This window comes from Micromonospora halotolerans (assembly GCF_032108445.1).
Taxonomy (GTDB): Bacteria; Actinomycetota; Actinomycetes; order Mycobacteriales; family Micromonosporaceae; genus Micromonospora; species Micromonospora halotolerans.
In genome coordinates, this window is record NZ_CP134876.1 from 6,681,506 (window position 1) to 6,702,984 (window position 21,479).

23 protein-coding genes are annotated in these 21,479 nt (G+C 71.9%); 14 read left to right on the forward strand and 9 right to left on the reverse strand.

Features of this window, described 5'->3' with window-relative positions:
- Positions 1 to 21: 21 nt before the first annotated feature.
- Both RMN56_RS31355 and RMN56_RS31360 read right to left on the reverse strand, forming a co-directional pair.
- Complete coding sequence (locus RMN56_RS31355) at positions 22 to 978, reverse strand: tRNA (adenine-N1)-methyltransferase (protein ID WP_313721482.1); 957 nt, start codon at positions 976 to 978, stop codon at positions 22 to 24.
- Entirely contained in the window at positions 975 to 2,033 is a 1,059-nt protein-coding gene (locus tag RMN56_RS31360) for a M50 family metallopeptidase (RefSeq protein ID WP_313724905.1), read from the reverse strand. The genes RMN56_RS31355 and RMN56_RS31360 overlap by 4 nt, the downstream gene beginning before the upstream one ends.
- Before the next feature lie 165 nt (positions 2,034 to 2,198).
- Between RMN56_RS31360 and RMN56_RS31365 the strand changes: the two genes are divergently transcribed.
- From RMN56_RS31365 to RMN56_RS31390, 6 genes are all read left to right on the forward strand, one after another.
- Complete coding sequence (locus RMN56_RS31365) at positions 2,199 to 3,110, forward strand: RecB family exonuclease (RefSeq protein ID WP_313721483.1); 912 nt, start codon at positions 2,199 to 2,201, stop codon at positions 3,108 to 3,110.
- Between the two features lie 76 nt (positions 3,111 to 3,186).
- On the forward strand, positions 3,187 to 4,380 hold the full coding sequence (locus tag RMN56_RS31370) for a sensor histidine kinase (protein WP_313721484.1): 1,194 nt from the start codon (positions 3,187 to 3,189) through the stop codon (positions 4,378 to 4,380).
- A gap of 28 nt (positions 4,381 to 4,408) precedes the next feature.
- Complete coding sequence (locus RMN56_RS31375) at positions 4,409 to 5,092, forward strand: response regulator (protein ID WP_154226162.1); 684 nt, start codon at positions 4,409 to 4,411, stop codon at positions 5,090 to 5,092.
- A gap of 257 nt (positions 5,093 to 5,349) precedes the next feature.
- On the forward strand, positions 5,350 to 6,117 hold the full coding sequence (locus RMN56_RS31380; protein WP_313721485.1) for an ABC transporter ATP-binding protein: 768 nt from the start codon (positions 5,350 to 5,352) through the stop codon (positions 6,115 to 6,117).
- On the forward strand, positions 6,117 to 8,666 hold the full coding sequence (locus tag RMN56_RS31385; RefSeq protein WP_313721486.1) for an ABC transporter permease: 2,550 nt from the start codon (positions 6,117 to 6,119) through the stop codon (positions 8,664 to 8,666). The genes RMN56_RS31380 and RMN56_RS31385 overlap by 1 nt, the downstream gene beginning before the upstream one ends.
- 103 nt (positions 8,667 to 8,769) lie before the next feature.
- Positions 8,770 to 9,144: a carboxymuconolactone decarboxylase family protein gene (locus tag RMN56_RS31390; RefSeq protein ID WP_313721487.1), complete on the forward strand. Its 375-nt coding sequence runs from the start codon at positions 8,770 to 8,772 to the stop codon at positions 9,142 to 9,144.
- Positions 9,145 to 9,153: 9 nt separating this feature from the next.
- Here RMN56_RS31390 and RMN56_RS31395 read toward each other — a convergent pair whose 3' ends face one another.
- The 3 genes from RMN56_RS31395 to RMN56_RS31405 form a co-directional block, all read right to left on the reverse strand.
- Positions 9,154 to 9,801, reverse strand: a complete 648-nt coding sequence (locus RMN56_RS31395) for an HAD family hydrolase (protein ID WP_313721488.1) — start codon at positions 9,799 to 9,801, stop codon at positions 9,154 to 9,156.
- A 114-nt stretch (positions 9,802 to 9,915) separates the two neighbouring features.
- Positions 9,916 to 10,854: a neutral zinc metallopeptidase gene (locus RMN56_RS31400; RefSeq protein ID WP_313724906.1), complete on the reverse strand. Its 939-nt coding sequence runs from the start codon at positions 10,852 to 10,854 to the stop codon at positions 9,916 to 9,918.
- Positions 10,821 to 11,033 (reverse strand): hypothetical protein, encoded by a 213-nt coding sequence (locus RMN56_RS31405; RefSeq protein WP_313721489.1) that lies wholly within the window; start codon positions 11,031 to 11,033, stop codon positions 10,821 to 10,823. Before RMN56_RS31405 ends, RMN56_RS31400 begins: the two co-directional genes overlap by 34 nt.
- A gap of 51 nt (positions 11,034 to 11,084) precedes the next feature.
- Between RMN56_RS31405 and RMN56_RS31410 the strand changes: the two genes are divergently transcribed.
- The gene (locus tag RMN56_RS31410; protein WP_313721490.1) at positions 11,085 to 11,900 is read left to right on the forward strand and encodes a class I SAM-dependent methyltransferase; all 816 of its coding nucleotides are present in this window, start codon (positions 11,085 to 11,087) and stop codon (positions 11,898 to 11,900) included.
- Positions 11,901 to 12,070: 170 nt separating this feature from the next.
- Here RMN56_RS31410 and RMN56_RS31415 read toward each other — a convergent pair whose 3' ends face one another.
- Positions 12,071 to 12,250 (reverse strand): hypothetical protein, encoded by a 180-nt coding sequence (locus RMN56_RS31415; RefSeq protein WP_313721491.1) that lies wholly within the window; start codon positions 12,248 to 12,250, stop codon positions 12,071 to 12,073.
- Between the two features lie 200 nt (positions 12,251 to 12,450).
- Positions 12,451 to 14,280 (reverse strand): glycoside hydrolase family 15 protein, encoded by a 1,830-nt coding sequence (locus RMN56_RS31420; protein ID WP_313721492.1) that lies wholly within the window; start codon positions 14,278 to 14,280, stop codon positions 12,451 to 12,453.
- A 211-nt stretch (positions 14,281 to 14,491) separates the two neighbouring features.
- Here RMN56_RS31420 and RMN56_RS31425 point away from each other — a divergent pair, with 211 nt between their 5' ends.
- The 5 genes from RMN56_RS31425 (at position 14,492) to RMN56_RS31445 (ending at position 18,066) form a co-directional block, all read left to right on the forward strand.
- Positions 14,492 to 15,151 carry an HNH endonuclease family protein gene (locus tag RMN56_RS31425; protein ID WP_313721493.1) on the forward strand — a complete coding sequence of 220 codons (660 nt, stop codon included), beginning with the start codon at positions 14,492 to 14,494 and terminating at the stop codon, positions 15,149 to 15,151.
- A gap of 82 nt (positions 15,152 to 15,233) precedes the next feature.
- Positions 15,234 to 16,124, forward strand: a complete 891-nt coding sequence (locus RMN56_RS31430) for a hypothetical protein (protein ID WP_313721494.1) — start codon at positions 15,234 to 15,236, stop codon at positions 16,122 to 16,124.
- Positions 16,125 to 16,238: 114 nt separating this feature from the next.
- On the forward strand, positions 16,239 to 16,913 hold the full coding sequence (locus RMN56_RS31435; protein ID WP_313721495.1) for a maleylpyruvate isomerase mycothiol-dependent enzyme family protein: 675 nt from the start codon (positions 16,239 to 16,241) through the stop codon (positions 16,911 to 16,913).
- Complete coding sequence (locus tag RMN56_RS31440) at positions 16,910 to 17,467, forward strand: DinB family protein (RefSeq protein WP_313721496.1); 558 nt, start codon at positions 16,910 to 16,912, stop codon at positions 17,465 to 17,467. The genes RMN56_RS31435 and RMN56_RS31440 overlap by 4 nt, the downstream gene beginning before the upstream one ends.
- A 104-nt stretch (positions 17,468 to 17,571) precedes the next feature.
- Positions 17,572 to 18,066, forward strand: coding sequence for a GNAT family N-acetyltransferase (locus RMN56_RS31445; RefSeq protein WP_313721497.1), 495 nt, complete (start codon positions 17,572 to 17,574; stop codon positions 18,064 to 18,066).
- A gap of 13 nt (positions 18,067 to 18,079) precedes the next feature.
- On the opposite strand, the gene RMN56_RS31450 is transcribed toward RMN56_RS31445, so the two are convergent.
- Both RMN56_RS31450 and RMN56_RS31455 read right to left on the reverse strand, forming a co-directional pair.
- Entirely contained in the window at positions 18,080 to 18,610 is a 531-nt protein-coding gene (locus tag RMN56_RS31450) for a GNAT family N-acetyltransferase (RefSeq protein ID WP_313721498.1), read from the reverse strand.
- A 235-nt stretch (positions 18,611 to 18,845) separates the two neighbouring features.
- Entirely contained in the window at positions 18,846 to 19,451 is a 606-nt protein-coding gene (locus tag RMN56_RS31455; RefSeq protein WP_313721499.1) for a hypothetical protein, read from the reverse strand.
- 633 nt (positions 19,452 to 20,084) lie between these two features.
- On the opposite strand from RMN56_RS31455, the gene RMN56_RS31460 reads away from it, so the two are divergent.
- Together RMN56_RS31460 and RMN56_RS31465 are read left to right on the forward strand one after the other, a co-directional pair.
- Complete coding sequence (locus tag RMN56_RS31460) at positions 20,085 to 20,603, forward strand: hypothetical protein (protein WP_313721500.1); 519 nt, start codon at positions 20,085 to 20,087, stop codon at positions 20,601 to 20,603.
- A 295-nt stretch (positions 20,604 to 20,898) separates the two neighbouring features.
- Positions 20,899 to 21,411 (forward strand): DUF4760 domain-containing protein, encoded by a 513-nt coding sequence (locus RMN56_RS31465; RefSeq protein WP_313721501.1) that lies wholly within the window; start codon positions 20,899 to 20,901, stop codon positions 21,409 to 21,411.
- Positions 21,412 to 21,479 lie beyond the last annotated feature (68 nt).

The window sequence follows — 21,479 nt, forward strand, 5'->3', positions numbered from 1 at the left end:
ATCCGCGCCCGCGCCGCGGGGTCACGCCCCGTCCGGCTCCGCCCCCTCGGCGGCCGTCCGCCGGGCCGCCTCGGCGGCGCGCAGCGCGTCGCGGCGCTGGGCGTACGCCTCGGCGCCCTTGCTGGGCTTGCGGCGTCGCGGCGGGGCGGTGACCCCGGGGGCGAGCTTGCGCGCGGACACCAGGAAGGCGGTGTGCGCGATCATGCGGTGGTCGGGCCGGACCGCGAGCCCCTCGGCGTGCCAGTCCCGGACCAGGGACTCCCAGGCGCGGGGCTCGGTCCAGCCGCCCCGCTCGCGCAGCGCCTCGACCAGCTCGGAGAGCTGCGGCGTGGTGGCCACGTAGCCGATCAGCACACCGCCGGGGACGAGGGCCCGCTCGACCATGTCGAGCATCTCCCAGGGGGTGAGCATGTCCAGGATGATCCGGTCGAACCCGGTCTCGGCGCACTCGGCGACGTCGCCGACGTGCAGCCGCCACGCGGGGTGCGGGCCGTTGAAGAACGCCTCGACGTTGCGCCGGGCGATCTGGGCGAAGTCGTCGCGCACCTCGAACGAGTGCAGCTCGCCCTCGGTGCCGACGGCCCGCAGCAGCGAGCAGGACAGCGCGCCGGAGCCGGCGCCGGCCTCCAGGACCTTCGCGCCGGGGAAGATGTCGCCCATGGCGACGATCTGCGCCGAGTCCTTCGGGTAGATCACCTGGGCGCCGCGCGGCATGGACAGCACGTAGTCCGACAGCAGCGGCCGCAGGGCCAGGAACGCGGTGCCGCCGCCGGCGGTGGTGACCACGCTGCCGTCGGGCAGGCCGATCAGCGTGTCGTGGCTGAGGATGCCCCGGTGGGTGTGGAACTCCTTGCCGGGCTCCAGCGTCACGGTGTGCATCCGGCCCTTCGGGTCGGTCAGCTGGACCCGGTCGCCGGGGCGGAACGGCCCCCGGTGGACCGGGGGCAGCGCCGGGACGGTGGAGGTTTCTGCGGTCACGTGTTCGTCTTCCGTTTGGGTTCGAGGAGCTGGGCGAGATCCGCGATGTGCAGGACGCCGACCACATCTTCGCCTGCCGTCACGACGTACTGCGCGCCCGGGTGGGTGCGCACGGTCTCCAGCACCCGCTCGCCGTCGGCGTCGACCGGCAGCGCGGGCACGCGGCCCAGGTCGCGGGCCACCGCGTCCACCGCCAGCCACGGGCGCCGTTCCGCGGGTACGGCGGCGACGCGGGCCGGGTCGACCAGCGCCACCGGGCGGCCGGCGGAGTCGACCACGGCGAGCGCGGCGTCGGGCGTGGGCCCCTCGGCGCGGCGGCGCTGCGCCTCGGCCAGCGGGGTCCCGGTGGGCACCGGCAGCAGCGGGCGGGCCAGCCGGGCCAGGTCGACCAGCGGCAGGCGGCGGCCGATCCGGGCCATCCGGATGGACTGGCCGGCGCCCCGCCAGAGCGTCACGGCGACCAGCAGCATGAGCGGCAGGGCGAGCGGGGCGAGCGCCCGCCGCAGGGTGAACAGCAGGACCAGCGCCACGGTGGCGACCGCCACGGCACGGCCGACCCAGCCGGCCACCTCGGTGCCCCGGTGCCGGTCCCGGGTGACCGCCCAGACCGCGGCGCGCAGCGCCCGCCCGCCGTCCAGGGGCAGCCCGGGCAGGCTGTTGAAGACGGCCACCACGACGTTGCTGACCGCGAGCTGGAAGGCGAGCTGGTGGGCGAGGGTGCCGGCGGGCAGGGCCAGGGTGGCGGCGACCGACCCGGCGCCGAGCACCGCCGAGACGGCCGGCCCGGCGAGGGAGACCAGCAGGTCGACCTTGGGGCTGGGGGCGTCCCGGTCCATCTCGGTGTAGCCGCCGAGCAGCTCCAGGGTGATCCCCCGCACACCGATGCCGTAGCGCCGGGCGGTCAGCGCGTGCCCCAGCTCGTGCAGCAGCACCGAGCCGAGCAGGGAGACCACGAAGCCGAGGCCGACCAGGTAGCCGCCGAGGTGGCCGAGGTCGAGCTGGCGGCGGGCCAGCGCGGCGTAGAGCACGGTGACGACCGCGCTGAGCAGCAGCATCGAGGCGTCGGCGCGCAGCGGCACCCCGAAGACCCGGCCGAGGGTCAGACCGGGCCGGCGTGACGGTCGGGTCCGCTGCTCCACCGGGACGATGCTACGCGGGGCCGATCATGCCCCGGTGCGGCGACGGCAGCCCTGTCACACCGGTGCCCTAACCTTCCGGGCATGACGGCGGAACCGGTGATCGACACGCAGCAGGGCCCGACAGCAGAGGCACCGGCCACCGTCCGGGCGTCGCTGTCGCCGTCGCGGGCGGCCGACTTCAAGACCTGCCCGCTGCTCTACCGGTTCCGCAGCATCGACCGGCTGCCCGAGCGACCCACCGTGGAGCAGGTCCGGGGCACGCTCGTGCACGCCGTGCTGGAGCGGCTGTTCGACCTGCCGGCGGGGGCCCGCACCCCGGAGTCGGCCGGCGACCTGGTCGCCCCGCAGTGGGACCGGCTGGTCACCGAGCAGCCGGAGCTGGCGACGCTGTTCGCCGAGGGCGACACGGCCGCCGTGGAGGGGTTCCTCCGCTCGGCGGCGGCGCTGCTGGAGGGCTATTTCGCGGTGGAGGACCCGCGCCGGCTGGAGCCGGCCGAGCGGGAGGCGCTGATTTCCGCGGTCGTGGACGACGAGCTGCTCATCCGGGGCTACCTCGACCGGCTGGACGTGGCGCCCGACGGCGCCCTGCGGGTGGTCGACTACAAGACCGGCGGCGCCCCGCGCGAGGCGTTCGAGGCGCGCGCGCTGTTCCAGCTGAAGTTCTACGCCCTGGTGCTGTGGCGGACCCGGGGGGTGGTGCCGCGGGTGCTGCGGCTGCTCTACCTCAAGGACGCCGAGGTGTGCGACTACTCCCCCGACGCCGAGGAGCTGCTGCGCTTCGAGCGCACGGTGGTGGCGCTCTGGCAGGCCATCGAGCAGGCCACCGCCCGGCAGGACTTCCGGCCCCGGCCGAGCCGGCTCTGCGACTGGTGCAGCCATCAGGCGCTGTGCCCGAGCTTCGGCGGCACGCCGCCGCCGTTCCCGGTGGCCGGGCCGGCCGACCCGCTGACCGACGCCCGGTCCCGGCCGGCCGCGCCCGGCGCGGACGAGTGACCCTCCTCCTCGCGGAGGAGGCCGGGTTCGGCTTCGGCGACGAGGGCCGGCGCCGGGCGGCGGCTAGCGTCGGAGCATGACCAACCGGCTACGCGGGTGGGCGCGGGACCGGCCGCTGGCCGCGGACGCCGCCACGGCCGTCGCGCTGGCGCTCGTGGACGCGGCGTTCCTGCTGCTGACCCCGCGGGAGCTGCGACCCGAGCAGCTCTGGGCGGCGCTGGGCTGGAGCGTGCTCTGCGCCGCCCCGGTGGCGATCCGCCGGGTCGCCCCGTGGCCGGCCGTGGGCGCGGCGGTGGCCACGCTGGCCGTGCCGGTGCTGTTCGCGCTGGCGCCCACCACCCAGGGGCTGACCTTCATCGTGCTCACCTACACCATGGCGGCGCACCGGCCGCTGCGCGCGGCCTCCCTGGCCGCGCTGCTGCTCTGGGTGCCGGTGGTGCTGGCGAACGTGGTCGCGCCGCTGGACGGGGTGCTCGACATGGGCCCCGGCGTGCTGGTGCTCGACAACCTGCTCACCGCGTCGGTGGCGTTCGCGGTGGGCCGGGCGGTGCAGGCGCGCCGGCAGTCCACCCGGATGCTGCGGGAGCGGGCCCGGATCGCCGAGGCCACCCAGCGGTCGTTGGCCGAGCAGGCGGTCGCCGACGAGCGGCGCCGGATCGCCCGGGAGCTGCACGACGTGGTGGCGCACCACGTCAGCGTGATGGGCGTGCTGGCCACCGGGGCGCGCCGGGTGCTGCGCCGGGACCCGGACGCGGCGGACGAGGCGATGGCCACGGTCGAGGAGACCGGGCGGGCCACGCTGCGGGAGCTGCGCCGGCTGCTGGACGTGCTGCGCACCGACGCCGAACCGGCCGCCGAGCTGACCCCGCAGCCGGGGCTGACCGGCATCGAGGCCCTCGTCGAGCAGGTCCGCGAGGCCGGGCTGCCGGTCACGCTGCGGGTCGACGGCACGCCCGGGCCGATGGAGGACGGGGTGGCGTTGACCGTCTACCGGATCGTGCAGGAGGCGCTGACCAACGCGCTCAAGCACGCCGGCCGGGCCACCGCGCTGGTCCGGCTCACCGTCACCCCGGGCTTCCTGGCGGTGGAGGTCACCGACACCGGGCGCGGTCCGGCGCCGGTGGCCGATCGGATCGGACACGGTCTGGTCGGCATGCGGGAGCGGGTCGCCCTCTACGGTGGGGTCCTACGGACCGGCCCGCGGCCCGGCGGCGGCTTCCGGGTGTACGCGCGGATTCCGCTGGAGCCGGCCGGGGCGGTCCCGGCGTGACCGGCGCCCGGCCGAACGAGGGAGACCGATGACCGACAGCACCGCCGGCCGACCGGTGCGGATCCTGCTCGCCGACGACCAGCCGCTGCTGCGTACCGGCTTCCGGATGGTGCTGGGCACCGAGGACGACCTGGACATCGTGGCCGAGGCCGGTGACGGGGTGGAGGCGGTGGAGCTGTCCCGGCGGCTGCTGCCGGACGTGGTGCTCATGGACATCCGGATGCCGCGGATGGACGGGGTGGCGGCCACCCGGGCGATCGTGGACGCCCGCCTGCCCGTGCGGGTGCTCATCCTCACCACCTTCGACCTGGACGAGTACGTGGTCGGCGCGCTGCGCGCCGGGGCCAGTGGCTTCCTGGCCAAGGACGTGCCGGCCGAGGACCTGGTGACCGCGATCCGGACGGTCGCGGCCGGGGAGGCGGTGGTGGCGCCACGGATCCTGCGCCGGCTGCTGGACCGCTTCGCCGACGTGCTGCCCGACCCGGCGGCCACCCCGCCGAAGGCGTTGGACGCGCTGACCGAGCGGGAGCGGGAGGTGCTCGTGCAGGTGGCGCGCGGGTTGTCCAACGCCGAGATCGCCCGGGAGCTGTCGGTGAGCGAGACCACCGTGAAGACCCACGTCGGGCACGTGCTGACCAAGCTCGGGCTGCGGGACCGGGTCCAGGCCGTGGTGCTGGCGTACGAGACCGGGCTGGTCCGCCCCGGCGGGTGAGGTGGTACCGGTCACCTACCGTGACCATCGGCGGTGCGGCGGGGTTGACCATGACGTGACGTGAGGTCCTAGCGTCGGCGGCGCCGGCCGGTCAGGGATGACCCTGAGCCGGCGTCGGGGGTGACCCCAACGGAAATTCCGGCGAGGCTCCGCCCGGGGGCGGACGGATCCGTGCCCGCCGGCACGGAGGATGGAAACTGCGCACCGACCAGCGGGGGCGGTGCGGACCAGCAGGCTGACGGAAGAGGTAGATGAACGTGACCGCGACGGTAGGGCAGCAGGCGCAGGCCGCGGCCCGCGCCAGCGACGTGTGGAAGGTGTACGGCAGCGGCGAGGCGCAGGTGATCGCGCTGCGGGGGGTGAGCGCCGAGTTCGAGCGCGGCCGGTTCACCGCGATCATGGGCCCGTCCGGCTCGGGCAAGTCGACGCTGATGCACTGCCTGGCGGGCCTGGACTCGGTGACCCGGGGCACCGTCATGATCGGGGACACCACGGTGACCGGGCTGGGCGACGCCGGCCTCACGAAGCTGCGCCGCGACAAGGTGGGCTTCATCTTCCAGCAGTTCAACCTGCTGCCCACGCTCACCGCGCAGGAGAACATCCTGCTGCCGCTGTCGATCGCCGGCCGCAAGCCCGACCCGGCCTGGTACGACACGGTGATCGACACGGTCGGCCTGCGGGAGCGGCTCGGGCACCGCCCGGCGCAGCTCTCCGGCGGCCAGCAGCAGCGCGTGGCGTGCGCCCGGGCCCTGGTCGCCCGCCCCGAGGTGATCTTCGCCGACGAGCCGACCGGCAACCTGGACTCCCGCTCCGGCGCCGAGGTGCTCAACTTCCTGCGCAACTCGGTCCGTGAGCACGGCCAGACCATCGTCATGGTCACCCACGACCCGACCGCCGCCGCGTACGCCGACCGGGTGGTCTTCCTGGCCGACGGTCAGATCGTCTCCGAGCTGATCGAGCCGACCGCCGACACGGTGCTGGACACCATGAAGAAGCTCGACGCGTCGGCCGAGGTGGGCAGCTGATGTTCCGCGCCACTCTGAAGAGCCTGCTGGCGCGCAAGCTGCGCCTGCTGCTGTCCGGCCTGGCGGTCGTGCTCGGTGTCATGTTCGTCTCCGGCGCGTTCGTGCTCACCGACACCCTCGGCCGCTCCTTCGACGCGGTCTTCTCCGACGCGTTCTCCGACGTCGACGTCAACGTGGCCGCGAAGCCGAAGGTCACCCTGTCCGAGGTCGAGGGCGAGCAGGTGGCGGCCCCGGTGCCCGCGTCGGTCGTCGACCGGGTCAAGGCGGTGCCGGGCGTCACCGACGTCCGCGGCGTGGTCAACGCCGACGGGGCGCGGCTGATCGGCAGCAACGGCAAGGTGGTCACCTCGTTCGGCCCGCCGCAGCTCGGCGAGAACTGGCTCGGCGAGGGCGACCTGGTGAAGCTGCGCGAGGGGCGCGCGCCGCAGGCCGACGACGAGATCGTGGTCAACGTCGCGCTCGCCGAGGCGGCCAAGGTCAAGGTCGGCGACCGGGTCGGCGTGCTGACCCTGGCGCCGAAGAAGGAGTTCACCCTGGTCGGCGTCTTCGGCTACAGCGGCGGCCGGGACTCGGTCGGCGGGGTCAACGAGGTGGCGTTCACCACCCCGGTCGCCCAGCAGCTGATGCTCGGCAAGCCGGGGGTGTTCTCCAACGTGACCGCGCAGGCCGCCGACGGCACCACGCCGGAGGCGCTGCGCGACGAGGTGTCCCGCGCCCTCGGCGCGGACTACGAGGTGAAGACCGGCAAGCAGCTCGCCGACGACGCGTCCGCCGGGCTGAAGGAGGGCCTGTCCTTCTTCAACAAGATCCTCCTCGGCTTCGCCGCGGTGGCGCTGCTGGTCGGCACCTTCCTGATCCTCAACACCTTCTCGATCATCGTGGCCCAGCGCACCCGCGAGCTGGCGCTCATGCGGGCCATCGGCGCGAGCGGGCGGCAGATCATCGGCTCGGTGGTGCTGGAGGCCGTGGCGGTCGGCCTGATCGCCTCGGTGCTCGGGCTCGCGGCCGGCATCGGGGTCGGCGCGCTGCTGGCGTACCTGTTCGGCAAGCTCGCCGGCGGGCTGACCCTGGCCGGTCTGGGCGTGCCGCCCGCGGCGGTCATCGGGGCCTTCGCGGTCGGCACGGTGATCACGGTGGTGGCGGCCCTGCTGCCCGCCCTGCGCGCCTCGCGCATCCCGCCGATCGCCGCCATGCAGGATGTCGCCACGCCGGACCGGCCCCTGACCAAGGTGACCGTCGGCGGTTCGGTGGTCACCGCGATCGGCGCGGGCCTGCTCTTCCTCGGGCTCGGCGGCCACGCCGGCGACAACACCCTCGCCATCATCCTCGGCGGCGTGCTGTTCGCGTTCATCGGCGTGGCGCTGCTGACACCGCTGATCAGCCGGCCGGTCGTCGCCCTGCTGGGCACGATCTTCGCCTGGTCGGTGCCGGGCAAGCTGGGCCGGCTGAACTCCGGCCGCAACCCCCGCCGCACGGCGATCACGGCCGCGGCGCTGATGGTCGGCATCGCGCTGGTGACCGGGGTGACGGTGATCCTCGACTCGGCCAAGGGCAGCATCAGCGCCCTGGCGGAGGACACCATCAAGGCGGAGCTGGTGATCTCCGGCGCCCAGAGCGGCCCGCGCCCGCCGAGCTTCGACCCGGCGGTGCTGCAGAAGGCCGCCGCCATCCCCGGGGTGCGGCTGGTCGACGGCGAGTACGGCGACATGGCCACGCTGAACGGCCAGCGCACCTGGGTGGCCGCGTCCAGCGACGTGGCCGCGCTGGAGCAGATCTTCGGGGCGAAGGCGACCGCCGGTGACATCAGCCGGCTGAACCCGGACCAGATGCTGCTCAGCTCGGACACCGCGAAGTCCCGCAACCTGTCGGTCGGCTCGACGGTGAACGTCCAGCTGTCCCGGGGCGAGGCCCGCACCTACACGGTCAGCGGCATCTACGAGAGCTCGCAGCTGACCAACCCGGTGGTGCTGCCGCCGCAGGCGGCCACCGACTTCGCCATCCCGCAGCCGATCCAGGGCTTCCTGCAGCTCGCCCCGGGCACCTCGGTCGCCGCGGTGCAGCCGCAGGTCGAGCAGCTGCTCGCCGACAGCCCCGAGGTGTCGGTGGCGGACCGGGCCGCGTTCATCAAGCAGCAGACCAGCCAGCTGGACACGCCGCTGCGGATGATCCAGATCCTGCTGGCGCTGGCCATCGTGATCGCGGTGCTGGGCATCATCAACACCCTGGCGCTGTCGGTGCTGGAGCGCACCCGGGAGCTGGGCCTGCTGCGGGCGATCGGCCTGCGCCGGGCGCAGACCATGCGGATGATCACCGTGGAGGCGGTGGTGATCTCGATCTTCGGCGCGCTGCTCGGCGTCGTGGTCGGCACCGGCCTCGGCGCGGCCGTGGTCCGGGCGCTCAAGGACGAGGGCATCACCGACCTGGTCCTGCCCTGGAGCCAGATGGCGACCTTCCTGGTCCTCGCGGCGATCATCGGAGTGGTGGCCGCGGTGCTGCCCGCGATCCGCGCCGCGCGGATCAACGTGCTGGGCGCCATCGCCCACGACTGACCCGGCACGCACGACGGCCCCCGCCACCGAAGGGTGGCGGGGGCCGTTCCGTTCCCGCCGGCTCCCCGCCCGCTGCCAGACTCGGGCCACGGGGGTGAGGGGTGTGACGGAGGACGCCTACGCGCGGGCGCTGGAGAACGCCGAGGGGCTGCTCGGCCGGCCGCTCACCCTGCCGCTCGGTCCCGGCGAACCGGCCGTCGGCGCGGACTTCCGCCGGCTGGCCACCCAGCACACCTTCGGCGACGTGTGGCCGCGCGAGGGCCTGGACCTGCGCGCCCGCTGCCTGGTGTCGGTGGCGGTCGCCGCGGCGCTGGGCACCCACGAGCCGCTGCGCGGCCAACTGCGGATCGCGCTGCACTCCGGGGTGACCCGCGAGGAGATCGTCGAGGTGTTCATCCATTTGGCCGCCTACGCCGGCGCCGCGCGGGCGTTCGACAGCTACCAGATCGCCGTGGCGGTGTTCGGCGAGGGCGACTGACCGACCGGCTCAGACGGGGCGTTCACCGAGCAGAGCCGAGAGCAGCTCCAGGTCCGCGGCGGTCAGGCTCTCCAACTGGTGTACGCCGTCCGCGGGCGGCAGCGGCACCTCGGCGGGTACGGCCAGCACGGCGGCCCCCGCCGCCAGGGCACTGGCCACCCCGGTCGGCGAGTCCTCGATCGCCACGCACCGCTCGATCGGCACACCGAGCAGCCGCGCCGCGGTCAGGTACGGCTCCGGGTGCGGCTTGGCGGCCTCGACCTCGTCGCCGCAGACCACCGCGTCGAAGCTGTCCCGGCCCAGGGTGTCGAGGGCGACCTCGACCAGCGGCCGGGTGCTGGAGGTGACCAGGGCGGTGGGGATGCCCGCGGCGCGGACCGCGCGCAGCAGCGCCAGCGCCCCGGGCCGCCAGCGCAGCCCGTCGCGGAACAGGTCCAGGATCCGGGCGTTGATCCAGTCGGCGCTGGCCTGCGGGTCCCGCTCCGGCTGGCCCAGGTCGTCGTGCACGATCCGCATGGAGACGGCCATGCTGGTGCCGATGATCGCCCTGCGGGCGGCCTCGGAGAGGGTGCCCCCGTAGACCGCGGCGAGCTCCTGCAACGCGACGTCCCAGAGTTTCTCGCTGTCGACCAGGGTGCCGTCCATGTCGAAGAGCACGGCGGCGGGATGGGTGCTGCTCAGCGGGGGCCTCCTCGGGTGCGGGTACCCACCGATCCTCTCAGCCGCGCCCCGCCGGCCGGTCACCGTCCCCGGCGGGGGTGACCTGCGGCATCAGCCGAGGTCGCAGGCGTCCAGGGAGTTCTCGTAGCCGCGGAAGAACGACTCGCTGCGCTGCTCGGCGGTGCCGTGCGAGCCCTCGGCGAACCAGGGCTGGTCCGGGTCGTCGCCGACCGCCAGCAGCCCCTCCCGGAACTCGTCCAGGTCGCCCTCGGCCAGGGTCAGCGCCCCCGAGCGCACGTTGTCACCGATGTACGCCCCGGCCATGCAGTCGGCCTGCAACTCCTGCTGGATGGTGAAGTTGTAGCGGATGCCGAGGCGGACCTGGACGCCGTGGGCGTACTCGTGGCCGAGCAGGTAGAACAGGAAGGCGTCACCGACCTGCCGGAACGCACCCACCGACCAGTTCACGTCGTAGGCGATGAAGTCGCCGGCCGAGCAGTAGACGGCGTTATTGCGCGGCAGCCCCTCGCCCCCGCAGGACACCTCACCGGACCGGGTGTACGGCACGACCCGCCGGATCGGCTGGAACTGCTTGCCGGAGGCGCGGAACTGCGCTGTCCAGTAGCGCTGGGCGATGCCGACCGCGTCGGAGAAGTCCTGCTTGAACTCGGCCACGCTGGTGGTGCCGTCGGCCCGGGTCGAGGCCGCCCCCGGGGAGGCCGGCTGGCCGCTCTGCCGCGGGCGGGGCTGCTCCGGCTCGCCCTGGTCCAGCCCGCCGCCCATGCAGCCGGCCGCCACGACCACGGCGACCAGCAGCCCGGCGATCGGTCCCGGCCGCTGGCGTCCCGCGTTCTCCCCCACCGATGCCTCCCCGGCTGATCCGCTGTGTGAGCGCAGTACCCCGACCGTGCGCCGTTGATGCCATCCGGGATCACGTGCGCAGGCCGGACTTCGTTCAGCCGGGGGCGGTGAACGGCGGCAACCGGACAGCCGCCGGCTGCCGGTGCCGCGCCGCGTCAGCCGGTGAAGCCGTGGCCGCCGTTGTTCCAGCCGTCGTGCTGCGCGTGCTCCCGCTCGGCCGCCCGCCGGTGCTGCTCTCCCCGGGCCGCCCGGACCGCCGCCGGGTCCTCGTCGGTGGCACGCCGGCGCCGGTCCCGCCAGGAGACGAACCCGACCATCACGGCCACGACCGCGGCCAGCACCGCCAGCGTCACGAGGATCGTCGTCATGCGGCCACTGTAGGACCGCCCCGCACGCCTGGTCACCGCTACGCTGCGGCGGTGATCGACACCGATTTCGACGCGCACGAACGGTCCCGGTGGGCGGGCCGCGCCGAGGCGTACGCGCGCAGCTTCGGCCGGCTCTGCGCGTATCCGGCGGGGGCGCTGCTGGACGCGGCGGGCGTCCGGACCGGACGGCGGGTGATCGACGTGGGCACCGGACCGGGCACCGTCGCGGCGGCGGCCCTGGGCCGCGGCGCCGAGGTGGTGGCGGTCGACGCGGAGCCCGGCATGCTCGACGCGGCCCGGCGGGCCGCACCCGGCGCCGAGGTCCGCGCGGCGGTGCTGCCGTGCCTGCCGGTCCCGTCCGGCGACTTCGACGCGGCGGTGGCGAACTTCGTGCTCAACCATGTCGGCGACCCGGCCGCCGGCGTGGCCGAGCTGCGCCGGGTGGTCCGCCCCGGCGGCCGGGTGGCGGTGACCGTCTGGCCGTTCCCGCAGCCGCCCCTGCAACGACTCTGGGGTGCGGCGCTCGCCGCGGCCGGCGTCGCGACACCGCCCGACCTGCCCCGGGTCGCGCCCGAGCGGGACTTCCCCCGCACCGAGGCGGGCCTGGCCGGGCTGCTGGCCGCCGCCGGGCTGGCCGAGGCGCGGTGCGGGACGCTGACCTGGGCGCACCGCACCGACCCGGAGGACTGGTGGGCCGGTCCGGCGGCCGGCATCAGCACCATCGGCCACGTGCTGGAACGGCAGCCGCCGGCCACGCGCGAGCGCGTCCGCCGGGAGTACGACCGGCTCGCCGCGCCCTACCGGCAGGACGACGGCAGCCTGGCGCTGCCCACCGCCGCGCTGCTCGCCTCGGGCCGGGTCGACTGATCCGCCCGTGGGCTGGTCTCCGGGGCGCCTCGCGGCTCCGACGTCCCGGCCGGACGGTTGCCCGAGGGCCCGGCCGGCGTCCGTCCACTGCCCCGGCGCCGCCCCACGGGTGGGTCGCGGACGCGCGGATGCGGACGCCCCGGCCGGGGCGCCTGCGGTGTGGCGTGGCCTCAGTCCAGGCCGCGCATGATGTGCGGTTCGCCGTCGTCGTCACCGAAGCAGCGGTGCAGCGTCTGCGCCCGGGCCCACAGGTCCAGGCTGCTCGGCGGCCCGACCTGCGGTGGACCCGCCGGCGCGTTCAGCACGGGGGCCGGGTCCGGCGGAACCTTCGAAGCGATGTCGTCGGTCATCTCCGCCCCTTTCGTCGTACCCCCATGCTCGTCCTCGGACGTCACAGCCGCATCTCTCGGACTGCCCCGCCGTGGACGGCGACCGCGGCACGCGCTGCGGGTCGGGGGCGCTTACCCGCCCGGGCCGGGCCGGTAACCCGTACTCCGGTCACCGTAGCGGGCGGGGCCGGGCCGCACAGCGGGTTTCCCGCGCCCGGCGGTCAACGGCGGGCGTCGAGGAGCCGGTCGAGGTTCGACGCGGTGCTGATGAGGGACAGGTGGCTGAACGCCTGCGGGAAGTTGCCGGCCTGCTCCCCGGACGGGGTGATCTCCTCCGAGTAGAGGCCGACCTGGCTGCTGTAGGTGAGCATCTTCTCGAAGGTCAACTGCGCGTCGTCGAGCCGGCCGGACTCGGCCAGGGCCTGCACGTACCAGAAGGTGCACATGGTGAAGGTGCTCTCCCCGCCGGAGAGGCCGTCCGCCGTGGCGCCCGGGTCGTACCGGTAGACCAGGCTGTCGGAGACCAGGTCGGCGTCGATGGCCCGCAGCGTCGACTGCCACATCGGATCGGTCGGGGCGATGAAGCCGAGCGAGGGCATGGCGAGCAGCGCCGCGTCGAGCACGTCGGTCGCGAAGTGCTGAACGAACGCTGCCCGTCCTGAGTGGTAGCCGCGCGCCATGATCTGCTCGTAGATCCGGTTCCGGGTGTCCGTCCACCGGACGGTGTCGGCGGGGCGCCCGTTGCGGTGGGCCAGCCGGACGGCCCGGTCGAGGGCCACCCACGACATCAGTCGCCCGTAGGTGAAGTCCTGGCGACCGGCCCGCGTCTCCCAGATCCCGTCCTCGGGCTGGTCCCAGTGCGCGCAGAGCCAGTCCATCGTCCGGACCAGGTCAAGCCAGCCCTCGTGAGGGCTCTTCAGGCCGTGCTCGTTGGCGAGGTGCAGGGAGTTGAGTACCTCGCCGTAGATGTCGAGCTGCAGTTGGTCCGCCGCGCCGTTGCCGATCCGCACCGGCGCGGACCCGCGGTAGCCCTCGAAGTGGTCGAGCACCTCCTCGGTGAGTGCCGGTGAGCCGTCGACGCGGTACATGATCTGCAACGGCACGCCTGCGTCCTGGGCGTCACGGAGGCGGGCGTCGACCCATTGCTGGTACTGCACGGCCTCGTCGGTGAAGCCCAGGCTGAGCAGGGCGTGCACCGAGAAGGCCGCGTCCCGGATCCAGGTGTAGCGGTAGTCCCAGTTGCGTTCGCCGCCCACTCGTTCGGGCAGCCCGGCGGTGGGGGCGGCGATCAGCGCGCCGGTCGGCGCGTACGTCATGAGTTTCAGCGTCATGGCGGACCGCTCGACCATCTCCCGCCACCGCCCCGTGTAGCAGGAGCGGCCGATCCAGCGCCGCCAGAAGTCCCGCGTCTGTTCGAGCAGCTCGCGCGCCTCCTCGGGCGGGTAGAGACGCGGTGGTCCCGGCGATCCCGTCTCCAGGATCACGCCGCCGGCCTCGCCCTCGTGCAGGGTGGCGACCAGGTGGATGCCCTCCTCGGTCCGCTGGAACTCGTGCTCGTCGGACAGGCGCTCGGCGTACCGGATGGGATTCAGGGTGAGGGATTGACCGGGACTGCGAAAGACCGTGCCGGACGGGTGCACCTCGAGCACGTGCCCGTCCCGCCCGTAGTTGAACCGGGGGTGGCACTCCAATCGGAACCGCATGCTGCCGCGGACCATCCGCAGCATCCGGACCAGCCGGTGGTGGTCGGTGGCCCGGTCGCCCGCGACCGGCATGAAGTCCACCAGCTCGCCCACACCGTCGGCGCTGAGGAAGCGGGTGATGAGGATCGGGGTCCCGGGTAGGTAGAGCTGCTTGCTGGTGTAGTCCACACCGTCCGGCGTGATCTGGAAATGGCCGCCCCGACGGCGGTCGAGCAGCCCGCCGAAGATGCTCGGCGAGTCGAACCGGGGCGCGCAGAACCAGTCCAGCGTGCCGTCCTTCGCGATCAGCGCTGCCGTCTGCAGGTCGCCGATGAGGCCGTGGTCCTCCACCGCGGGGTACGAGTCCACCAGGACCTCCACCTCGTCTCGCCGTTGCTCCCGGCGTCTACCCCGGTCCCGCCGCCACACACCTGAGCACCCGGCAGCTCGCCCGGTTCGGCGCGGCCCGCGGCGTCCGTCCGGTTTCGGTCATCCACTGTTCACGGAACTTGATCTAGACCGTCACTTCCATCTCTGTCTATATGGATGCCACACGCCAATCCCATCCGGATGGAGTCCCATGACCCGCACCCTGCGCGCCACGGCCATCAGCCTCGCCGCGATCCTGGCCGCCACCCTCGGCCTCACCCCGCCCGCCCCGGCCGCCGGCTACTCCGCCTCCCTGACCACCGCCGTCGCCGGCCTCCCCGTGGCCACCGAGGTCCGCACCGGCTACAGCCGCGACCTCTTCCCACACTGGATCGACGCCGACGGCGACGGCTGCACCACCCGCAACGAGGTCCTCCTGGCCGAGGCCACCACCAAGCCCACGATCAGCGGCACCTGCACCCTGTCCGGCGGCCGCTGGTACTCCTACTACGACAACGCCTACTGGACGCTCACCGGCGACCTCGACATCGACCACATGGTGCCGCTCGCCGAGGCCTGGGACTCCGGCGCCCGCGCCTGGACCACCAGCCGCCGCCAGGCGTACGCGAACGACCTGGGCGACTCCCGCGCGCTGGCCGCGGTCACCGACAACGTCAACCAGGCCAAGGGCGACCAGGACCCGGCCACCTGGCTGCCGTCGTACGCCTCCGCCCGCTGCCGCTACGTCGGCGAGTGGGTGGGGGTGAAGGTACGGTGGCGCCTCACCGTGGACAGCGCCGAGAAGAGCGCCCTGACCAGCTGGGCGAACAACTGCCCCGCCGCCACGATCTCGGTCACCTACGCGTACTGACGCTCTGCTTGGATCCTGGAGGGTTGCCGTTCGGAGCGGACGTCAACTCTCCAAGATCTACGCGGGGACGGGGAGGCGAAAGATGGAGTCGCAGTCCACGGTCGGCGCGGACGCTGTCGCCCGGGCACGTGAGCTGGCACTGGCCAAGCAGTACGAGCCCGCAGTCGCCATCCTGCGTGAACATCTGACGACGCATCCGGACGACGCCGTTGCCTGGCGCCGCCTCGCCGGCGCCCTGCTCGGCTGCGACCGCCCCGCGGCAGCGGTCGAGGCGGCCGGTCGAGCGATGGACCTCGCCCCCGACGACGTGGTGGCGCACCGCCACCGGGCACTGGCTCTCCACATGCTCGGGCGGCACCCTGAGTCGTACGCCGACGCGAAGCGCGCGGTGGAGCTCGCACCCGATGACGACGAGGCGCTCAGCCTGCTCGCCCTGAACGTCCTCAACGTCGATCGCGACCCGGCCCGAGCCCGGGCACTGGCCCGGCGGGCGCTCACCGCGAATCCCGACAGCCTGCCGGCCCGGGATGTGGCCAGGGTCTGCCGGAGGATCCGCCGCACCACCACGACGACCGCGCTGTTCCTCGCGGCCGCCCCGGCCGGGATGGCGCTGATGGGTCTGTGGCTCATCACATACGACACCGGCAGCGCGGGCGACCGTCGCTGGATCACCTGGCCGGCCGTCGCGGCCGGCGCCACCGTCCTTCTCAGCCTGCTGCTGGGACGGTCGCGCCGCACCGCGCCTCCGATGCTCACACCGCCCCAGATGCTCGCGACGATGAGCACCTCCGGCATCGCCGCGGCCGGTGCGGCGTACGGCGGCACCCGATCGCTGCCCGCCGCGGGCGCCGTCGGCCTCGTCGCGCTCGTCATCTCCGGCGGCTACTCGTTCCTCCTCCTCCGCGCGGCGCGGCGTGGCGCCGTGGCGGAGAAGCGGAAGAGGGCCGTCCGGTCCGCCGACCGGAACTCCTGACGCCCCAGCTCTCCCGGGTTCGCTGCGGTCCACACTCGCCGCCGCCGGGATCGTCACACCCGTCGGGCATGGTGGCGGTCTGGTCGAGGCCGGTGTGGCATCGACCTCACGAACGTGGAGGAAACCGTGGTGGTCACCGCCGATGATCTCGACGCCGCGCTGTCGAGGGTGGTCGCCGGCCTGCGACCGGCGACCGGCCTGGACTGGTCCGCGCGCGCCGGCGGTCTCGAGTGGGACTGCTGGCACACCGCCGAGCACGTCGGCGACTGTCTGATGTCGTTCGCCGCCCAACTCGTGGCCCGGCCCGAGGAACGGTATGTGCGCTTCATGGCGATCGTCGACAAGGACGCCTCTCCCGCCGAGGTGCTGGAGTTCGCCGAGACCGGCGGCCGCATCCTGGCCGCCACAGTCCGCACGTCGGGACCGGACGTTCGGGCCTACCACCCCACCGGTCACGCCGATCCGGAGGGCTTCGCCGCGATGGGGTGCGCCGAGGCGTTGCTGCACGGCGACGACATCGCGCGGGGCCTCGGCCTCGCCATCGATCCACCGCCGGGCGTGTGCGACCGGGTACTCGCCCGGCTGTTTCCCGAGGCGGCGCAGGACCTCGGCGGGGTCGACCCGTGGGCGGCACTGCGGTGGTGCACCGGCCGGACCGCGCTGCCCGGGCATCCTCGGCGACAGGAATGGCGCTGGCGCGGCGCTCCACCGGCCAGTCAGGCCGTGATGCCTCGGCCAGGTGGCGAGGGCCGCAAGGATCGCGCAGTCTGGCTAAGCTCCCGCTCATGAGTGAGACGGCGCCCGAGCCTTCCCCGTCCGTAGCGCCCACCGAGGCCGAGGCCCTGCTGTCCGTCCTGGACCGCAACCGCCGGACCTTCGCCTGGAAGACGTCGGGGCTCGACGCGGACGGTCTGCAGGCGACCACGGCGGCCAGTGCCATGACGATCGGTGGTCTCGTCAAGCACATGGCACTGGTCGAGGCGGACTGGCTGGCGGTCAAGCTCGCCGGGCTCGACTACGGCGCACCCTGGGACGCCGTGGATTTCGACGCCGATCCCGACTGGGAATGGCGCACCGGGGCGCTGGATGCTCCGGAAGACATCCACGCGCTGTGGCGGGACGCGGTCGAGCGCTCGCGCACGGTCGTCGACGACGTCATCACGGAGCGCGGGCTCGACGGACCGGCGTCCTTCACCTGGCCCGACGGTCGCACACCCTCCGTGCGCGCCATGCTGTTGGACATGGTGGAGGAGTACGCACGGCACACCGGCCATGCCGACATCCTCCGGGAAGCGATCGATGGTCGAGTCGGCGAGAGCGCGCCTCCGGACTTCACCGTCTGACGTCCACCTGCCGCCGAGCGAAGGTCACTGGCGTTGGTGCGCGTCGCGCGGCCCGGCGACGGCATGATCTTGGCATTGCCGATCTTGTATGCGAGGCTTCGGCGGTGACCCACTTCAGCGTCCGCTCCGCCACCCAGGCCGACGACGAATTCATGGTCGACATGCTCGCGGAGGCCATGAACTGGCTGCCGGAACGCAACTGGTCCCGCGACCAGATCATGGCGGACCCTCAGCTGGCTCACTATGTCGCCGGTTGGATGCGGCCGAACGACGTCGGCCTGGTCGCCGTGGACCCGGCCGACCGGCCCGTCGGCGCGGCCTGGCTCCGATACCTGACCGCCGCCGATCAGGGCTACGGGTACGTGGGTGACGACGTGCCGGAGCTGACCATCGGCGTGGTGGAACCCTGGCGAGGCCGCGGTGTGGGCCGGGCGCTCCTGCGCGCTGTCCTGGACACCGCGCGGGAACATGGCATCCCCAGGGTGTCGCTGAGCGTGGAGCGGGCGAACTTCGCCGCGAGGCTGTACGCCGCTGAAGGGTTCCGCACGGTCGACTCGTTCGAGGACGCGGACACGATGGTCGCGGAGATCGGGGCCTGACGCTCGGCGCTGTTCAGCCGGTTGCCGAGGACGGGTTCACGACCTGGTACATGGCGTGGTCCTGCCACCGGCCGGCGATGTTGAGGTATTCCGGCGCCATGCCGTACCGCACGAACCCGTTGCGTTCCAGAACCGCCTGCGACCTGACGTTGTGCAGCAGGGTCTCTGCCTGCACCCGGTGCAGCCCCAACTCCTCGAAGGCCACCCGCACGATCTCACGCACGGCACGGCTCGCGAACCCTCGGCCATTGTGGCTCGCGCTCACCCAGTAGCCCATGGCGCAGGACTGGAACGGGCCGCGCACGATGCCGTTGAGGGTGATCCGGCCGATCACGCGGCCGGAGTCGTCGAGGATGACGTGCGGCAGCTTCGAGCCCTGCTCGTGCTGCTGGAGATCGGCCTGGATGACGGCGTGCTGGCCGTCCGCGGTGAAGTAGTCGTCGCTCCGGACCGGGTCCCACGGCGCGAGGAACTCACGGTTGGCGCGGAGCAGCTCGGCCAGGGCCGGCGCGTCCTCCAGACTGATGAGTCGGGTGATGTTCACCGGCCCATTGTCCCGGCGCGCAGGTCCCCTCCCTCACCGGGACGGGCCGCGCGCCGGAGGCACGCCGCGCATCGCGGCGCTGTCCAGCCGGAACCACCTCGCCGACCGGATCCGCCACTGGATCAGCCGAGGTTCGCCATTCCCCGCCGCCTTCATTCCGAACTCGCCGCGGGCCGCGGTCCAGAATGGCGGGAACCCCAGCCGTGGCATGACGGCCGACGGCTGGGGAACGCCGTCAGGCCGGAAGCTCGATCATATCCACCAAAACCGTAGTGTAATTCGCCTGGACCGTTGATCTGAAGTTCCAAATCGCCGTGTCGTCGCCGGCGACCACCTGGATTCCGGACGGACTGGCGTAGAGGTTGCCGTTCGTTGTTCTCCAAGCCGTAGTGACCGTTTGGGGTCGGAGCAGGAGGTCGCAGTTCCCGTACCGCTGTTCGAGCTCTGCGCCCCACCACTTGAAACTTGTGTTGCAGGAGTAAACGCTACCGGCGGTCTTGTACTGCGTGTACCAGTTGTTGAGGTACGTGTTTGCACAGGTTGCCGTGCTGTAATTCACGCCCTCCCACGTCCCGTCGAAGTACCAACTCACGTAATTCCCGGGGGCAACCGTCTTGCAGCTGTTGCCGTAGAAAACGATAGAGGCACTGCTGTAATAAGGAGCAACGGAAACGGTGCTTGATCCACAGTTCTTGTAGTACTGGCGCATCGGGTTACCCTGAGGCGAGCCCGGGTTGAATGATGTCCAGCACGGAACGGCGGCATTGGCGGGACTGGCCGCTACGGTCGTCGAAAGAGCCATCAGGACGCCCGCGATGAACATCGAGAAACGTTTCTTCATTTTCCACCTTCCGTGATGATCATGGCATGGTGGATCATGGCACAGATCCTTGCAGGCCGATGTCCGCAGCGACATAAGATCATCAAGCGACTTCAATACTGGCATCCCCGGCATTGCCAGGTCTCCGTGTGCCGCCCGCGCCATCGAAGGCGTACCGCATCACCAAAGAGGAACGATCGTGGCAGGGGCCTACGTCGGCACCGAAGGCGTGTCCGCTGATGCCGGCTCAACCGGAGGCCGCCCCCGCGACGTGTCGTGATGCGGGCAGCGCACATCCGCTGATCACTTGGCGTAGCAATGTGGAAAGACCCTCGGCGTATCGGCTTCAAACGGACCGAACGGCCCCTGACCTGCGCTGGGCTCTGCCGTCGATCGTCATCGTTGGTCGTCGTTGGTTCACCTCAGACGGCCTGTGCACGGCATGATCTTGCGGCTCGCTCGGTGTCGTCAGGGTGGCTGCTTGTCCCCCAGAGATCGACAGCGCGGTCTTGTTCGGCGCGCTTCGCTGATCGGCGGTCTGGACGTGCTTCCTGTGATTCCGCTAGGTGTCGTCCGTTGCTGGGCACCACTGCTGTACTGCTCACCTCTGCCTGTGGCCTCAGGTCGACGACTACTTAAAGAGACTAAAGTCGCATGGTGCACCTGGAACTGATGCGAGACAAGGCGCGGGAGTTCCCGCAGATCGATGAACCGGCGGCCTACACATCTGCCCGGATCTGGCACTGCAGCTATCGGACGTTGGCTCCGCTGTCCTGGTTCACTGGTCTCCGTACGCTGGAGATCGCCACGTACCCCGACGGGACGCTTGACCACCTTGCCGGCCTGACGGCGCTCGAAGAACTTCGCGTGGTGCACCTGCCACACGTCGCAGCCCTCGCTCCGCTGGCGAGCCTGACATCGCTGCGACACCTCACCCTTGCAACGCTGCCCAGTTGGGATTCTTCGGGCAAGGTGACCGAAGTCCACTCGCTCGCACCGCTGGCCCTGCTATCAGCACTGGAAACGGTCCACCTATTCGGTGTGCGGCCACCCGACCAGCAAGTGGACGACCTGCTCGCAATCGCTTCCCTTCGTTGGGCGCGGATCAGCAAGTACCCGAAGAAGGAGATCGAGCGGCTGTCCTCGGCCCTCGCCTCGCGTGCCGACGAGTAGGCCGCGGGCGGGACGTACACGCCGTTGCATCCGCTGCCCTGGGATTAGAACCCCTTACACCCACCCTCGGAAGCGAACATCATCAATCGGACCGGTCGGGCCTTCAACCAGTGCGAAGTCTGCCGACGCTTGCCAACGTCTGCCACCACCCGGTTGCCCTCGGTTGTAGTGGATCTGCACCTGAAGATCTTGTGCGCCAGCCTCTGTCGTCAGCCCTGGATGGAGCCTCCGGCACGCAATTCCCACTAGCAGGAATTCTTGCTCAGCGCTTGGTGGTGCTTATTAGCATCAGCCCATGGAGACAGTGTTCAATGCTGGCGCATTGGTGGCTGCCCTACTCTCCCTCGCCATCTCGGCTTGGATCGCGATCAGGCAGTACACGGTCATGGACCGCGCCAACCAACTTCCGATGATCGTTGATCTCATTCGGCAGGTCGGCTCGGCGGAACTGGTCGAAAAAGAGGAGTTCCTTCTGGCAGAGATTGGTCAGCATAATCCAGAATGTGGCATCTCCAAGCTCCCGGACGACCTTCGAAGGGCCGCAGCCTACGTAACTTCCTACTACCTAACGCTCGCCTACCTGGCCGCATACAAGGTGGTCGACAAGACTCTGGTGGCGCTTCCGATCCATTACAGACTAGAGCGGGTTTGGAGTGTTATTGAGCCATACGTCCAAGGCGAGCGCAAACTGCGCGGAAGCCACTTCTCTTACATGAACTTCTTGGAAGACTTCGTCACCTGGGTAAGAGATCAAGAAATTCCTAACAACCCTGACAAGTTCCGCATACACGGATTCTTCGAAAGTTAACCTGCTGAGCCACAACATCATGCAGGACAGCCCAACTCACCCCGCGGTTGGATGACCTGCTCCCTGCC